Source organism: Streptomyces sp. NP-1717 (genome assembly GCF_022695985.1).
Taxonomy (GTDB): Bacteria; Actinomycetota; Actinomycetes; order Streptomycetales; family Streptomycetaceae; genus Streptomyces.
Map to the genome: position 1 here is coordinate 1 of NZ_JAAPBF010000161.1, position 16330 is coordinate 16330.

Here is a 16330-nt window from a genome sequence, read left to right on the forward strand (position 1 = left end):
GCAGTCGGCACCCGGCGTGTGCGCTCGTGCGCCGTGGTCGGTACGGGGGGCGGGGGGCTACCGTCAGGGTGATGGCGGGGCGCACAGCGTGGTGCGGTCGGCCGGTCCGGACGTCCCCTGCGAAGGTGGAACACGTGAAGGCTATCCGTCGATTCACCGTGCGCCCCGTCCTGCCCGAACCTCTGCGACCACTCAGCGGCCTCGCGCGCAATCTGCGCTGGTCCTGGCATCCCGAGACCTGTGAACTCTTCGAGGCCGTCGACCCCGACGGCTGGCGCGCCTCCGGGCGTGATCCGGTGCGGCTGCTCGGGGCCGTATCCGCCACGCGACTGGTCGAACTGGCCGGCGACGCGCCGTTCCTCCAACGGCTGACCACCGTCGCCGCCGGGCTCGACGACTATCTGCGCGGCGACCGCTGGTACCAGGAACAGAGCGGCCAGGGTGCCGAGCTGCCCGACGCCGTCGCGTATTTCTCGCCCGAGTTCGGCGTCACCGCCGCCCTGCCCCAGTACTCCGGCGGTCTCGGCATCCTCGCCGGTGACCATCTCAAGGCCGCCAGCGACCTCGGCGTTCCGCTCATCGGCGTCGGGCTGCTCTACCGGCACGGCTACTTCCGCCAGTCCCTGTCGCGCGACGGCTGGCAGCAGGAGCACTATCCCGTCCTCGATCCGAACGAGCTGCCGCTCAGCCTCCTCAGGGAGGAGGACGGCAGGCCCAGCCGTGTCGCGCTCGCACTGCCCGGCGGCCGGTCGCTGCACGCGTGCGTCTGGCAGGCGCGCGTCGGCCGGGTTCCGCTCCTGCTGCTCGACTCGGACATAGAGGACAACGGGCCGACGGAGCGGGAGGTGACCGACCGTCTCTACGGCGGCGGCAGCGAACACCGGCTGCTCCAGGAGATGCTGCTCGGCATCGGCGGGGTCCGCGCCGTCCGCGCGTACTGCCGCATCTCCGGCCACCCCGAACCCGAGGTCTTCCACACGAACGAGGGCCACGCCGGCTTCCAGGGCCTGGAACGCATCCGTGAACTGGGGCACGCCGGGCTCGGGTTCGACACCGCTCTGGAGGCCGTCCGGGGCGGCACCGTGTTCACCACCCACACGCCGGTGCCCGCCGGGATCGACCGGTTCGACCGTGAACTCGTCGCGCGCCACTTCGGTGACGACGGCGAACTGCCCGGGGTCGCCATCGATCAGGTGCTGCGCCTCGGCAGGGAGACCTTCCCCGGCGGCGACGCGAACCTGTTCAACATGGCCGCCATGGGACTGCGGCTCGCCCAGCGCGCCAACGGCGTCTCCACGCTGCACGGCGCCGTCAGCCGGCAGATGTTCGCCGGCCTCTGGCCGGGCTTCGACCCCCAGGACGTACCGATCACCTCCGTGACCAACGGCGTGCACGCGCCGACCTGGGTGGCGCCCGAGATCGCCCGGCTCGGCCGGGGGACGGCCGGAGTGGCCGACACCCCGGACGCCGACATCTGGGCCGTACGGCGCACCCTGCGCGAGCGGCTGGTGTACGAGGTACGCGACAGGCTGCGGGCCTCCTGGCACCAGCGGGGCGCGGCCGACGCCGAACTGGGCTGGATCGACGGGGTCCTCGACCCCGACATCCTGACCATCGGCTTCGCCCGCCGGGTCCCTTCGTACAAGCGCCTCACCCTGATGCTCCGCGACCGCGACCGGCTGACGGAGCTGCTGCTCCATCCCGAACGGCCGATCCAGATCGTCGTCGCGGGCAAGGCGCACCCGGCGGACGACGGCGGCAAGCGGCTCGTGCAGGAGCTGGTGAAGTTCGCCGACGACCCGCGCGTGCGCCACCGCATCGTCTTCCTGCCCGACTACGGGATGGCGATGGCGCGCAATCTCTATCCGGGCTGCGACGTCTGGCTGAACAACCCCCTCCGCCCGCTGGAGGCGTGCGGCACGAGCGGGATGAAGGCGGCGCTCAACGGCTGTCTCAACCTGTCCGTGCTGGACGGCTGGTGGGACGAATGGTTCGAGCCGGACTTCGGCTGGGCCATCCCGACGGCCGACGGTTCGTCCGACGAGGACCGGCGTGACGCGCTGGAGGCGAACGCCCTCTACGCGCTGATCGAGGACCGGGTCGCGCCGCGCTTCTACGACCGTACGGCGCCGGGAGCGGGCGCCGGGGCCGGGGCGGTCAAGGGCACGGACGGCGGGGACGCGCTCCCCGGGCGCTGGATCGAGATGGTCCGGCGCACCATGACCACGCTCGGCCCGAAGGTCCTCGCCGACCGCATGGTGCGCGAGTACGTGGAGCGGCTGTACGCGCCCGCCGCCCACGCCCACCGCGCGCTGGACCCCGCCGCGGCGGGGGAGTTGGCCGACTGGAAGAGCCAGGTCAGGGCCGCCTGGCCGGGTGTGGCCGTCGACCATGTGGAGGCCGTCTCGGCCACCACGGCGGGCGGCAGCGCGGAGCTGGGCTCGACCCTCGCGCTGAAGGTGCGGGTGACCCTCGGCCAACTGCGCCCCGACGACGTGGAGGTACAGGCCGTGGCGGGCCGGGTGGGCGCCGACGACACGATCGCCGACGCGCAGGTCTTCCCGCTGAAACCGGCGGGCGGGCCTGATCAGGCGGGCCGTTGGGTGTACGAGGGGCCACTGGCCCTGGACCGTACGGGGCCGTTCGGCTACACCGTCCGTGTCCTGCCCACGCATCCGATGCTCGCCGCCGCCGATCTCGGCCTGGTCGCGCTGCCGACCGAGGCGACGGGGGAGGGCGCGGGCGTACTGATGCGCTGACAGCGGTAACCGTGGGGGCCCGGCGGACACCGTCCGCCGGGCCCTTCGCGTTCTCGAAGTCCATTGGTCCAGACCTTGACGTGTCCATGCGATGGCCTTAAATTCCTCACTCACATACGGATTCACAACTCCGCTCATCGTTCATGTGGGTGAACCTGGACGTGATGAACGGCTCGCATGCGCAACGGAGTTGAGGAGCACCCCCCAACCGGAAGGCACCCCATGCGCCCCGGAGTCATCCCCAGAGTCCTCGGTCTGTCCGCCGCGCTGGCGGGCCTGGTCGGCGCGGTCTTCACGGCCCCCGCCTCGGCCGGCGACCGGGCGGCCGAACGGCCGGCCGCCGCCCGGCAGACCCTCTCGGCGGAGGCCGTCGCGGCCCCCGCGAACTTCACCCACCCCGGTGTCGGCGTCAGCCGCCCCCAACTCGACTTCGTACGCGGCAGGGTGCAGGCCGGCGCCCAGCCGTGGAAGGCCGCGTACGACCAGATGATGGGGAGCAAGTACGCCTCCCTGTCACGCGTGCCCAAGCCCCGCGCGGTCGTGGAGTGCGGCTCGTACTCCAACCCCAACAACGGCTGCACGGACGAGCGCGAGGACGCCATCGCCGCGTACACCACCGCGCTGGCCTGGTACATCAACCGCGACGACCGTTACGCCAAGAAGTCCATCGAGCTGATGGACGCCTGGTCCAACACGATCCGCGACCACACCAACAGCAACGCGCCGCTCCAGACCGCGTGGGCCGGATCGTCGTGGCCCAAGGCCGCCGAGATCATCAAGTACACGTACACCGGCTGGCCCAACTCCGGCCGTTTCGCCACGATGCTGCGCACCGTGTACCTGCCGGAGATCATCAACGGCTCGGGCTCCAACGGCAACTGGGAGCTCAGCATGAACGAGGCCGCGATCGGCATCGCGGTCCATCTGGAGGACCGGGGCGCCTACGACAGGACGGTCGGCATCTTCCGCAACCGTGTCCCCGCGTTCATCTACCTGCCCTCCGACGGGGCGCTGCCGAGGACGGTGCCCGGCAGCGGTCTCGACACCCGCGACGAGATCGTCCGCTACTGGCACAACCAGTCCACCTTCATGCAGGGACTCGCGCAGGAGACCTGCCGCGACCTGACCCACACCGGCTACGGTCTCTCCGCCATCTCGCACGTCGCGGAGACCAGCCGCATCCAGGGCCAGGACCTCTACCCGGAGGTCGGCGACCGGCTGCGGCACGCGTTCGGGCTGCACACCAAGTACCAGAACGGCGAACCCGTCCCCGGCAACCTCTGCGGCGGCAGCCTCAAGGACAACCTCGGACCGATCAGCGAGGTCGCCTTCAACGCGCTGGGCAACCGGCTCGGCAACGCCATGACGAACACACAGCAGTACACCGAGCGGATGCGCCCCCAGGGCACGAACAACCTGTTCGTCGCCTGGGAGACGCTGACGCACGCGAACAACCCCGCGTGAATCCGTGACGCCCCGTGGGACCCTGACGATCCGTCAGGGTCCCACCCATGTCCCGGTCTCGTAGTCGTGCCCGTACACGCCGTCGGCGGTCGACGCACTCGTACGGAACGGCTTCCCGCCCTCGTCGATGCGCGCGATGCCCGTACGGTCACCGGCCGACCAGCGCAGCTCCACGAACCAGTCGCAGTCGCAGCCCGTGGTGCTCGCCTCGATCCTCAGGACGAGCGGTTCGCTCGACGTCACCTGGTACGGAAGTTTCGGCGCCGGCAGCGGCCCCTGCTCACTCCCGCCGTCCACCGGGTGCACGACAGGCCGCGACTTGTCCAGGTCGACGGTGAACACGGCGGGAGTGATCGAGCCGCCGCAGCCGCTGCTCATGTCGTACGCGTTCCAGTCGAGCGGCGCCCGCCGACCCACCACCCGGACGAACACCTCCTGGATGACGACGGGGCCCGCGCCCGCCGCCGCGCGCACGGTGGCCTGGGTGATCGACGACTTGCCGTGCACCGCGCCGAGCGCGGTCGCCCACTGCCGCGCGTCCTGGGCGTTGGGCGGTGGCGGTACGGCGGACGGGGCCCGGTCGACCAGATACGTGTGGCCGCAGTCCAGCTGCCACTTGTGGCTGTCCGCGCTCCACACCAGCGGCTTCGTCGTGCCCGTCCCGGCTCCGGGCTTCTTGCCGTCCGACGAGGTGCCACCGTCCCCCTCGGTCCCGCCCCCGGCCTCGCGCACGTCCGAGGACCCGGACGGCGAACGCTTCGCGCCGTCGGCGGACTTCGACGGGCTCGCCCCGGCCGACGGGGCGCTCGACCGGGCGGACGGTGTCAGCGGATCGACCGGTCCGTCCGGCCCGGGATCGGAGAGACGCGGACCGCTCTCGTTCCTCCGGGAGTCGGCGCCGCCGAGGTCGGCAGCGACGACGACGGTGCCGCCGAGGACGGCGACGACCGCGAGGGCGGCGCCGACGACCTGACGGCGGCGCAGCCGTGAGGCGCGGAAGCGCGACATGGGCGGGGTCGTGGCGGCGGGCGGCGGCGGATCGATCTCTTCGGCCACGTCGCGGGCCGTGTCGGGGCCCGGCTCCTGTGCGGGATCGACGGCGCCGGCCGGCGCCTCCGGTCCGGACCCCGGTCCCGGCTCGGGCTCCGGCTGCGGTTCGGGCTCCGGTTCGGCTGCGGGCTCCCGCTCACCTGACGGCGGCTTTTCGGTGATCGCGGGCACGGTCGCGGGCACTGCGGCGACCGCGGCCCCCTTCTCGTCCTCGCCGTTCTCTGCGCCCTCCCTGCCCTCTCCGTCCTCCGTACGCGCCGCGTGCGCACGCAGCCACAGGCGGTGCAGCTCCACGCGCTCGGCCGATGTCGCGCCGACCACCCGGGCCAGCCGTTCGACGGGCGCGTAGTCCACGGGCAGCGCGTGTCCGTGGCAGTAGCGGTGCAGCGTCGAGGCACCCAGGTGCAGTTGGGTGGCCAGCGATCCGTAACTGCGGTCGGTTCTCTCCTTCAGCGCGCGCAGCCGCCGCGCGAATTCGGCGGTCTCCGCCGGGATCTTCTCCGACCTGCCCATTACGCGTCCCCGTCCCGCCCGTCACGCAATTCCGCGCTCATTCCAGGCACTTGTCATTCCCCCAGGCCAGGGTACGCGCAGGCGTTCCACGCGTTCCGCACTTCCCCCGGGTTGTTGCGGCCGGATCGATCACCGGCCAGTCTGAGATCACCGGCCGGGACGACACGCCCCGGTCGCGTTCCGAGAAGACCACCACCACGGCGGTCGGCGGCTCCGCGAGGAGCGCACGCCGGGTGGAGGGCGCGGGCGACGGGGGAAGCGGCACAAGCGGGCCCGGAGGATCGGTGGCGGTGAGGGAGCGGGGGAGCCGTCGCGGCTTTGGCCGGCGGCGGTCGGTCTCCTCACCGGCCGCGACGACCACGATCCTCCGGCCCGCGGGCCGGTCGTCTGTGACACGCGGCCGGTGGACGGACATCGTGGCGCGCTCCTTGACCGGGAGTGCACGGGGGGAAGTCCGCGCCGGCCGGTTCCCGGCCCACCCCTTCGGGCGCGCCTTCGAAGGGGTGGGCGGGAGTTCACCCACCGACACGGAACACGGAACCGCCCGGGTCCCCAGGACCCGGGCGGTTCCTTCTCGTCAGCTCACGGCCTCACGTGCTCAGGGGAACGTGAGCTTCACACTGTTGATACGCCCGGTGTCCTGCGCCGCGACGTCCCGGACCCGCAGCTTCCAGGCGCCGTTGGCCGCCTCCGACGAGGCGTTGACGGTGTACGTCTCCACGACGTTGTCCGCCGAGTCACCGCTGCTCGCGGCCTTCAGCGGGTAGACCGTCCCGTCCGGGGCGAGCAGGTCGACGACCAGGTCACCGCGCCAGGTGTGCGTGATGTCCACGCCGACCGGGAGGGCGGCGGGCGCGTTGCCCGTACGGCCGGTGACGTTCACCGTCGAGGTGACCGCCGCGCCGTTGTCCGGGATCGCCACGGTCGCGGTGTTCTCGAAGACCGTGCCGCCGCTGCCGCCGGGGCGGGTGCCGACGTTGATGCCGGCCCACGCGTCGGCGACCGACTTGTACTCGGCGCTCGACGTGCCGTACAGCTCACCGGCGACCGCGAGCGTGCCGGTACGGGCCCCCGCGTAGTTGGTCGTCGAGTTGAACTTCGTGGTGAGGGCCTTGAACCAGATCTGCTCGGCCTTGGCCCGGCCGATGCCGGTCACCGGCAGCCCGTCGGACGTCGCCGAGTCGTAGCTGACGCCGTTGATGGTCTTGGCGCCGCTGCCCTCGGAGAGCAGGTAGAAGAAGTGGTTCGCCGGACCCGAGGAGTAGTGGACGTCGACGCTGCCGATGCCCGAGTACCAGTAGTCCTTGGACGCGCCGTCCTTGCTCGGCTTGTCCATGTACCGCAGCGGCGTGCCGTTGCCGTTGATGTCGATCTTCTCGCCGACCAGGTAGTCGCCCGGGTCCTGGGCGTTGCCGGCGCTGAACTCGACGGCGGCGGCGAAGATGTCCGAGGTCGCCTCGTTGAGACCACCGGACTCGCCGCTGTAGACGAGGCCCGCGGTGTTGGAGGTGACGCCGTGCGACATCTCGTGCGCGGCCACGTCGATGGACGTCAGCGGCTTGGCGTTGCCCGCGCCGTCGCCGTACGTCATGCAGAAGCAGCTGTCCTGCCAGAAGGCGTTGACGTAGTTGTTGCCGTAGTGCACCCGCGAGTACGCGCCGACGCCGTCACCCCTGATGCCGGAGCGGCCGTGCACGTTCTTGAAGTAGTCCCAGGTGAGCGCGGCACCGTAGTGCGCGTCGGCGCCCGCCGTCTCCGCGTTGGAGGCGGCGCCGTTGCCCCAGATGTCGTCCGGACCCGAGAAGAGGGTGCCGGTGCCCGAGGTGCCGCGGTTCAGGTTGTACGTCTTGTGGTTGCCGCGCCCGGTGTCGGTGAGCGTGAACGACGGCGCCGTACCGAGGGTGACCTGCCCGCTGTACTGGGTGTTGCCCGTGCCCTCGTGGACGGCCTGCCACTCGTAGAGCTTCTCGCCGGTGGCGGCGTCGGTGACGACGTGCAGCTCGTTCGGGGTGCCGCCCTTCTGGACGCCGCCGACGACCGTCTCGTACGCGAGGGTCGGCTTGTCGTCCGCCAGCCAGACGACCTTGCGCGGCGCCCGCTCGGCCGCGGCCTTCGTCGAGCCCTCGGCCTTCGCGGCGGACAGCGCCTGCTTCTCGGCGGTGGCGGCCGGTACGTCGGCGTTGGTGTCGACGGACTTGAGGGCCGCCTTCGACGCCTTGGTGACACCCTCGGTGGCGCCCGCCTTCGTGGTGGCGACGACGAGGTCACCGCCGAGGACGGGGAGACCGGCGTAGGTGCGCTCGTAGCGGGTGTGCGTGGTGCCGTCCCGGTCCTGGACGACGTCGCGGACGACGAGCTTCTCCCGGGCGCCGAGGCCGAGTTCGCCGGCCGTCGCCGCCTTGGTGGCGTTGGCCTCGCGTATCAGCTCGGCGCGCTGGGCGGGCGAGAGGGCCTTGGGGAGCGCGCCGGGATCGGCCTTGCCGGCGACCGGTGCCGCGGGTGCCGAGTCGGGAGCGGCGGCGGCGCTGCCGGCCTGGACTCCGACGGCGAGAAGGGCTGTGACTGCGATCAGAGCGCCGGTCGCGGTGATGCGGCGGCTGGGCGTGGGTCTCACGCGAACTCCTTCTGCGAGGGGGGTACCGGACCGCTCTCGGGTGGGCGGTCCGGACAGTGCAGGGCAAGCGCAGGAGCAGGTGCAGGAGCGGGCTGGAGCACGAGAAGTGGTGCACGGGATGCGGAGCTGCGGTGCACGAGATGCGGAGCAGTGGTGCTCAGAACGGAGGAAGAGTCCCAGGAATCCGGTCACTCTGTCAGGAGCGCGTCAATAAGTTGGCCGGAAATCGTCCGCTGCGCGAACTGCCGTGTTCGTTAAGCGAAATCTGCGGCGCTGTTGCGGCGGTGTTACGCGGGCGTACGCCGGGGCGACCGCGATGATCTCCGGACCCACCTCGCTCGGCGGGCCGCGGTCCCGGTCGCCGTACCGCTCCTCGGCCGCCGGCCCGTTTCGGCGAGGAACGCGTCGAGCCGGCCGGCACCGTGGGCGCGAGCGTCGCCACGGCTCCCCCGCGCGCACGGGCGGATCGCGCGCCCCGGAGCCGAACCGGCCGTCGTCGGTGTCCAATTCCGGCCGCCGACGTGTCCGGTCATCGGTCATCGGCCCTTCGCGGGACGGCAGTTCACCGGGACAGCACCCGCGTTTCCGTCCGGCGGGCGCGCCCCGCTCCCGTACAGTCCGTGGCGTCACTGCTCCGCCGGCACAGCGGTTGGCCAGGAGAGGAACCATGGAGCCCGAAACCACTCCCGACACCCTCACCCACACACCCGGCACGGGGCGGCCCGTACCGGAGGCCGGGCCCGAACTCCTGCGGCGGTGGCGGTCCGGTGGCGGTGAACTGGTCGAGCTGCTGACCGAGGTACGCGGGCTCGGCGGCGTCGCCGCCTTCCGCCTCGGGCCGGCCCCCACCGTGCTCGTCACCGACCCGGATGCCGTACAGCACGTACTCGCCCGGCACCCGGACCGGTACGTCAAGCGCTCCCATCGTGCCCGGCTGCTGATCGGCGACGGGGTGCTCGCCGCCACCGGGGCGGCGTGGAAGTCCCAACGCCGTCTGTTGCAATCCCAGTTCACCGGGCCCGGCATGCGCCGTTACGAACACCGGATCACCGGTGCCGCCCGGACCACCGCCGAACGCTGGGACGGGTACGCCCGTACCGGACAGACCTTCGACGTCGGGCGGGAGATGCGCCGCTACGCCCTGGACGCCATCTGGCGCTCGCTCACCGGGCATCCGCTGGACGACGGGACCGAGAGCGAACTGGACGCCGTGGCCGCCGTGGCGACCGCCCTGCCGACCCTGCCCGCCGACGTCACCGACGCCCACGACGCCGTCGCCGCCGATCTCGCGCGGATCGACGCGGTCGCCCGGCGCGCCGTCGAGGCCGCCCGCGACGGCGCGGCCGGTCCCGACGGCCCCGGCCTTCTCCATGTGCTGACCGACGCCGCCGCCGAGCGCCCCGAGTACACCGACCGGCTGATCCGCGACGAGATGGTCACCCTGCTCGTGGCCGGGCACGAGACCACCGCCACCACCCTGACCTGGCTCCATCTGCTCCTCGACCGGTACCCGGCCGCCCGCGAACAGGCCCTCGCCGCCGGCGGCGAGGGTACGGAGCAGCGCCGCCAGGCAGTCCAGGCGCTGGTCCACGAGACGCTCAGGCTCTACCCGTCCGCCTGGATCCTGCCCCGCCACACCGCCGAGGCCGGCACAGTCGCCGGGTACTGCGTCGAGGCGGGCACCGACATCCTGGTCTGCCCCTACCTCACCCACCGCGACCCCGAACTGTGGCCGGACCCCGAGCACTTCGACCCCCGGCGCTTCACCGCCCCCGACGGCCGGCCCACGCACCCGGGCGCCTACTTCCCCTTCGGCATCGGTCCCCGCGCCTGCCTCGGCCTGCAGTTCGCGCTCCGCGAATCGACCGTCCTCCTCGAACACCTGCTCCCGGCCCACACCTTGGCCTTCTCGGCCACCCCGGCGAAGACGGTGTACGGCATCACGGTCCGTCCCGACGGCCCCGCCCTCGCGACCTCGGTGCGTCCGCCCGGCTGAAGGAGGACCGGCCGGGGATCAGGCCAGGCTGTCGCGCCACGCGCGGTGCAGGCCCGCGAACCGGCCGACGCCGCCGATCAGTTCGGCCGGTGAGCCGTCCTCGACGATACGGCCGTGCTCCATCACCAGCACCCGGTCGGCGATCTCCACCGTCGACAGACGGTGCGCGATCACCACCGCCGTACGGCCGTCGAGCACCGTGTCCATCGCCCGCTGCACCGCCCGCTCGCCCGGGATGTCGAGCGAACTCGTCGCCTCGTCCAGGATCAGTACGGAGGGATCGGCGAGCAGCGCGCGGGCGAACGCCACCAACTGGCGCTGACCCGCCGAGATCCGGCCGCCCCGCTTCCGTACGTCCGTGTCGTACCCGTCCGGCAGACCGGCGATGAAGTCGTGCGCGCCGATCGCCTTCGCGGCCCGCTCGATGTCGGCGCGCGACGCGTCGGGACGGCCGATCGCGATGTTCTCGGCGACGGTCCCGGAGAAGAGGAACGCCTCCTGGGTCACCATCACGACACCACGCCGCAGTTCGGGGGTGTCCAGGTCCCGCAGATCGGTGCCGTCGAGCAGGACACGGCCCTCGGTGGGGTCGTAGAACCGGGCCAGCAGCTTGGCCAGCGTGGACTTGCCCGCGCCGGTCGAGCCGACGACGGCCACGGTCTGACCCGCCGGCAGCGTCAGATCGAAGCGGGGCAGGACCTCCCCGCCCGTCCGGTACGAGAAGCTGACCGCGTCGAACACGACCTCCCGGCCCGGCCGCCCGCCCGCCGGCTCCGGCAGCGGGCGCGGGTCCGCCGCCTCCGGCACGGACGGGGTCTGCGCCAGCAGGCCCGCGATCTTCTCCAGCGAGGCCGCCGCCGACTGGTAGGAGTTGAGGAACATCCCCAGCCGGTCGATCGGGTCGTACAGCCTCCGCAGGAAGAGCACCGACGCGGCGAGCACACCGAGGGCGAGTGTCCCGTCGGCGACCCGGAAAGCACCCCAGAGCACGATTCCGGCCACGGCGATGTTGGCGGTGAGCCGTGATCCGATCACATAGCGCGCCATTTCGAGGATGGCGTCGCCGTTGGTGCGCTCGTGGTGGTGGTTGAGCGCGTGGAAGTCGGCGTCGTTGGCGCGCTCGCGGCGGAACGCCTGGACGGGCCTGATGCCGTTCATCGTCTCGGCGAACTTCACGATCACCGCCGCGATGGCGGTGGAGCGCTTGCCGAATATGGCGCCGGCCCTGCGCTGGTACAGCCGCACCAGCGCGTACAGCGGTACGAAGGAGAGCACGGCGAGTCCGCCGATGCCGAGGTCCAGGTAGAGCAGCGTCGCCGAGATGTAGACGAACGCGAGGACGACGGCGACGAGTTCCTGGAGCCCTTCGGCGAGCAGTTCGCGCAGCGACTCGACGTCCGTGGTGGAACGGGAGATCAGCCGTCCGGAGGTGTAGCGCTCGTGGAAGTCCACGCTCAGCGCCTGGGCGTGGCGGAAGATCCGGCCACGCAGATCGAGGAGCACGTCCTGGTTCACCCGGGCGGAGGAGCGGATGAAGGCGTACTGGAAGACGCCCGCTCCGGCGGCGCAGAGCAGATAGCCGACGGCGACCGCGATCAGCGGGCCGTTGTCGTTCGCACGGAAGGCGGGCACACCCCGGTCGATGGCGTACGCGACGAGCAGCGGGCCCGCCTGGACCGCGGCCTGCTGGAGCAGCAGGAGCAGCGCGGTCAGGGCGACCCTGCCGCGCCGGGCGCGCAGCAGCGACCGGAGCAGCGCGCCGGTGGCCCCGCGCGGAGCGGGCAGCGCGTCCTGCGCGAAGGGGTCGTCGGCGGAGCCCGGGGAACCGGTGGCGTGGGACGCCTCGACGGCGGGGGCGTCGGCGGGAGCCCCCAGGGTGCCGGGGGCCGTGCTCGTACCCGCACCGGTGCCCGCGGCCGTGACGGTGTCGACGGCCGTACCCGCCCCGCCGCTCCTGCTCCCCGTTCCGGCACCGGCACCGGCACCGGCACCGGCACCGGTCCCGGCTCCGGACTCGGGGACCGGGCCGCCGTCGTCCCGCCCCGGTTCGGCCGGGCCGTCGCTCGTGGTCGTCGGCGACGACGTCATCTCATGCTCCCCTCGACGGATTCCGCCCCCGTGTCGCTTGCCTCGTCGCGTCCGGCGTCCGGCCGCGCCCCCGTCTCCGCGTCGGCCCCGGACATCAGCCACGCGTACTCCGCGTTGTCCCGCAGCAGTTCGTGGTGGGTCCCCACCGCCGTGATCCGCCCGCCCGAGATCAGCGCCACCCGGTCCGCCAGCATCACCGTCGACGGCCGGTGCGCCACGACCAGTGCCGTCGTCTCCTCGAGGACCCGGCGAAGGGCCGCCTCGACCAGCGCCTCCGTGTGCACGTCAAGGGCGGACAGCGGATCGTCGAGCACCAGGAAGCGCGGCCCGCCGACCACCGCCCTGGCCAGCGCCAGCCGCTGCCGCTGGCCGCCGGAGAGGCTGAGCCCCTGCTCGCCGACCTCCGTGTGCACACCGTGCGGCAGGTCCTGGACGAAGTCGGCCTGCGCCACGTCCAGCGCCCGCAGCAGCGCCGCCTCGTCCGCGCTCTCGGCGCCCATGCGGACGTTGTCGCCGACGGTCGCCGAGAACAGCGTCGGTTCCTCGAAGGCCACCGACACCAGCTCGCGCAGCCGCTGCCGGGGCATCAGCGCGATGTCGTCCCCGTCGAGCGTGATCCGCCCGCCCGTCAGCTCGTGCAGCCGGGGCACCAGCGCGGTCAGTGTCGTCTTCCCCGAGCCCGTCGCGCCGACGAGCGCCATCGTCTCGCCGGACCTGATGTGCAGGTCCACCTCCGCCAGTACGGGCACGGACCCGGCCTCGGCGTCGGGATACCGGAACGACACGCCCTCGAAGCGCAGCCCGTCGGACTCCTTCCGTACGGCCGCGCCGCCCCCGGCGGCGACCACCGCCGCCCCGTCCGCGTCCGCCGTCTCCTCCTTGGCGTCCATCACCTCGAAGTACCGCTCCGTGGCGGTCGCCGACTCCTGGCTCATCGCCAGCAGGAAGCCGATCGACTCCACCGGCCAGCGCAGCGCCAGCGCCGTCGAAAGGAAGGCGACCAGCGTGCCCGTGGAGAGATGGCCGTCGGCGACCTGGACCGTGCCCAGCACCAGCGCCGCGCCGATCGCCACCTCGGGGATGACCATGATCAGCGCCCAGATGCCCGCCAGCAGGCGGGCCTTGCCCAGCTCCGTACCGCGCAGCCGCTCCGCCAGCGCCCGGAACGCGAGGGCCTGGCTGCGGTGCCTGCCGAAGCCCTTCACGATCCGTACGCCGAGGACGCTCTCCTCGACCACCGTCGTCAGATCGCCCACCTGGTCCTGCGCCTTGCGCGCGACCAGTGAGTACTTCGCCTCGAAGACCGAGCAGAGGATCACCAGCGGCACCACGGGCGCCAGCAGCACCAGCCCGAGCGTCCACTCCTGCATCAGCAGGATCAGGAAGCCGACGAGGATCGTCGTCCCGTTCACCAGTAGGAAGGTCAGCGGAAAGGCCAGAAACATGCGCAGCAGCATCAGGTCCGTCGTACCGCGCGACAGCAACTGACCCGAGGGCCACCGGTCGTGGAACGCGATCGGCAGCCGCTGGAGATGCCGGTAGAGATCCGACCGCATCGCCGCCTCGACCCCCGCCAGCGGCCTGGCCACCAGCCACCGCCGCAGGCCGAACAGTCCGGCTTCGAGGATCCCGAGCAGCAGGAGCCACAGCGCGCCGAGCCAGATGCCGCCCGTGTCACCGTCCGCGATCGGGCCGTCGACCATCCACTTCAGTACGAGGGGGAAGACCAGGCCCAGCGACGAGGCCAGGACCGCGACGAACGCGGCGCTGAACAGGCGCACACGCACCGGCCGTACGTACGGCCACAGCCTGAGCAGCGAACGCACGGCGGAGCGGCTCTGGACGGCGGCGGGATCCTTGGTAGGTACATCTTCGGAGGTCGGCATCAAGGTGAGCCTACGTATCACCACTGACAGTGCCCACCGATTTCCGGCTGACGTCGGCGCCGGTGTCGGCATCCGCCGGGGACGCCGGCCCTCGGCGCCGACCTCGGACGATGCCGCCATCAACCGATCGGTTGATACGAGGTCGAGCGCGATGGCCGATGCCGCCCCGGGCCGCTCGGCGGCATCCTGCTGCCATGGCGATCATCGAAGTGAACGGCCTGCGCAAGGCCTACGGGGGGAAGCCCGCCGTCGACGGTGTCGATTTCACCGTCGAGGAGGGTGAGATCTTCGGGATCCTCGGTCCCAACGGTGCGGGCAAGACGACGACCGTCGAATGCGTCGAGGGGCTCAGGGTCCCCGACGCCGGTACGGTCCGCGTCGCCGGACTCGATCCCGTCGGCGACCACGAGCAGGTCACCCGGCTCCTCGGCGCACAGCTCCAGGAGAGTGAACTCCAGGCGAAGCTGACGGTGCGCGAGGCGCTGGAGCTGTACTCCGCCTTCTATCCCGAGCCCGTCGACTGGCGTCCGCTCGCCGGCCGCCTCGGGCTGGAGGCCAAACTCTCGACGCGCTTCGCGAAGCTGTCCGGCGGCCAGAAGCAGCGGCTGTTCATCGCGCTGTCCCTGATCGGCGGTCCGCGCGTGGTCGTGCTCGACGAGCTGACCACCGGTCTGGACCCGCGCGCCCGTCGCGACACCTGGAGCCTGATCGAGGAGATCAGGGATTCCGGGGTGACCGTGCTGCTGGTCACCCACTTCATGGAGGAGGCGCAGCGGCTCTGCGACCGCATCGCCGTGATCGACCGGGGCAAGGTCGCCGCGCTCGACACCCCGTCGGGGCTGATCGCGCGCTCGGCGGCGTCCACCGTCATCTCCTTCACACCGTCGCGGCCGCTGCGGGACGAGGACCTGGCCGCGCTTCCCAAGGCGGTGTCCGTCGAGACGAAGGGCGACCGGATCGTCATCAACGGCACCGACGAGACGGTCAACGCGGTCATCACGCTGCTCGCCCGCCACCGCGTCACGGCGCACCAGCTCCGGGTCACCGAGGCGACGCTGGACGACGCGTTCCTCGACCTCACGGAGACGCGCGCCGGGACGGCGGCGGACACCGGCACGGGCACGGACACCGCCACCGGATCAGGCGCCGCCACCGTCACGGACGGCGCCGCCACCACCCCGCAGCCCGAAGAGAGGGTCTGACATGGCCTCCGCGTCCACCGCCGTCCTCAAGACCGAGGCGCGCCTGCTGACCCGCGAGCCGGGGGTGCTCTTCTGGATGATCACCTTCCCGACCCTCCTGATGGTGATCCTCGGGCTGATCCCGGGCTTCGACGACCCCGACCCCGATCTCGGCGGCCGGAGGGTCATCGACCTGTACGTCCCCGTCGCCGCCCTGCTCGCCGTGATCGTGGCCGGGCTCCAGGCACTGCCGCCGATCCTCATCGGCTACCGCGAGCGCGGCATCCTGCGCCGTATGTCCACGACGCCCGTGCGCCCCGCCACACTGCTCGTCTCGCAGCTCGTGCTGCTCGGCGGCGGCGCGCTCGCCTCGGCCGCCCTGGTGATCGCCGTCGGCAGGATCGCCTTCGGCGTGGCGCTGCCCGGTCAGCTCGCCGGATATCTGCTGGCGCTGGTCCTCGCGACCGCCGGCGCCCTGGCGCTGGGCGGGCTGGTCTGCGCGATCGCCCGTACCCAGAAAGCGGGCCAGGCCATCGGCTCCGCCCTGTTCTTCCCGTCGATGTTCACGGCGGGCGTGTGGCTGCCCGTCCAGACGATGCCCGACCTGCTGCGCGACATCGTCGGCTACTCGCCCATGGGCGCCGCGTCCGAGGCGCTCGACGCCGCCGTGCGCGGCGGCTGGCCGCACTGGGTGGATCTGGTCGTGATGGCCCTGTGGGCGGTCCTGCTGACGGCCGGCGCCGCCCGCTGGTTCCGCTGGGAATGACCACCGGCGGTAC

At 72.1% G+C, this 16330-nt stretch carries 9 protein-coding genes; 5 read left to right on the forward strand and 4 right to left on the reverse strand.

Translation table 11 applies throughout. From position 1 onward, the window contains the following. Window positions 1-134: 134 nt before the first annotated feature. Together glgP and GXP76_RS25685 are read left to right on the forward strand one after the other, a co-directional pair. The gene (gene glgP, locus GXP76_RS25680) at window positions 135-2759 is read left to right on the forward strand and encodes an alpha-glucan family phosphorylase (RefSeq protein ID WP_242573972.1); all 2625 of its coding nucleotides are present in this window, start codon (window positions 135-137) and stop codon (window positions 2757-2759) included. A gap of 222 nt (window positions 2760-2981) precedes the next feature. After that, a complete protein-coding gene (locus GXP76_RS25685) occupies window positions 2982-4223 on the forward strand; it encodes an alginate lyase family protein (protein WP_242573973.1) in 1242 nt (413 codons plus the stop codon). 33 nt (window positions 4224-4256) lie between these two features. Here GXP76_RS25685 and GXP76_RS25690 read toward each other — a convergent pair whose 3' ends face one another. Together GXP76_RS25690 and GXP76_RS25695 are read right to left on the reverse strand one after the other, a co-directional pair. Next, complete coding sequence (locus GXP76_RS25690) at window positions 4257-5786, reverse strand: helix-turn-helix transcriptional regulator (RefSeq protein WP_242573974.1); 1530 nt, start codon at window positions 5784-5786, stop codon at window positions 4257-4259. A gap of 598 nt (window positions 5787-6384) precedes the next feature. After that, entirely contained in the window at window positions 6385-8400 is a 2016-nt protein-coding gene (locus GXP76_RS25695; RefSeq protein ID WP_242573975.1) for a M4 family metallopeptidase, read from the reverse strand. A gap of 667 nt (window positions 8401-9067) precedes the next feature. On the opposite strand from GXP76_RS25695, the gene GXP76_RS25700 reads away from it, so the two are divergent. Continuing rightward, a complete protein-coding gene (locus GXP76_RS25700; RefSeq protein ID WP_242573976.1) occupies window positions 9068-10396 on the forward strand; it encodes a cytochrome P450 in 1329 nt (442 codons plus the stop codon). Window positions 10397-10414: 18 nt separating this feature from the next. Here GXP76_RS25700 and GXP76_RS25705 read toward each other — a convergent pair whose 3' ends face one another. Both GXP76_RS25705 and GXP76_RS25710 read right to left on the reverse strand, forming a co-directional pair. Then, a complete protein-coding gene (locus GXP76_RS25705) occupies window positions 10415-12484 on the reverse strand; it encodes an ABC transporter ATP-binding protein (protein WP_242573977.1) in 2070 nt (689 codons plus the stop codon). Beyond that, window positions 12481-14370 (reverse strand): ABC transporter ATP-binding protein, encoded by a 1890-nt coding sequence (locus GXP76_RS25710; RefSeq protein WP_242573978.1) that lies wholly within the window; start codon window positions 14368-14370, stop codon window positions 12481-12483. The genes GXP76_RS25705 and GXP76_RS25710 overlap by 4 nt, the downstream gene beginning before the upstream one ends. A 194-nt stretch (window positions 14371-14564) precedes the next feature. On the opposite strand from GXP76_RS25710, the gene GXP76_RS25715 reads away from it, so the two are divergent. Continuing rightward, window positions 14565-15572: an ABC transporter ATP-binding protein gene (locus tag GXP76_RS25715; protein ID WP_242573979.1), complete on the forward strand. Its 1008-nt coding sequence runs from the start codon at window positions 14565-14567 to the stop codon at window positions 15570-15572. 1 nt (window position 15573) lies between these two features. Further along, window positions 15574-16317 carry an ABC transporter permease gene (locus tag GXP76_RS25720; protein ID WP_242573980.1) on the forward strand — a complete coding sequence of 248 codons (744 nt, stop codon included), beginning with the start codon at window positions 15574-15576 and terminating at the stop codon, window positions 16315-16317. Window positions 16318-16330 lie beyond the last annotated feature (13 nt).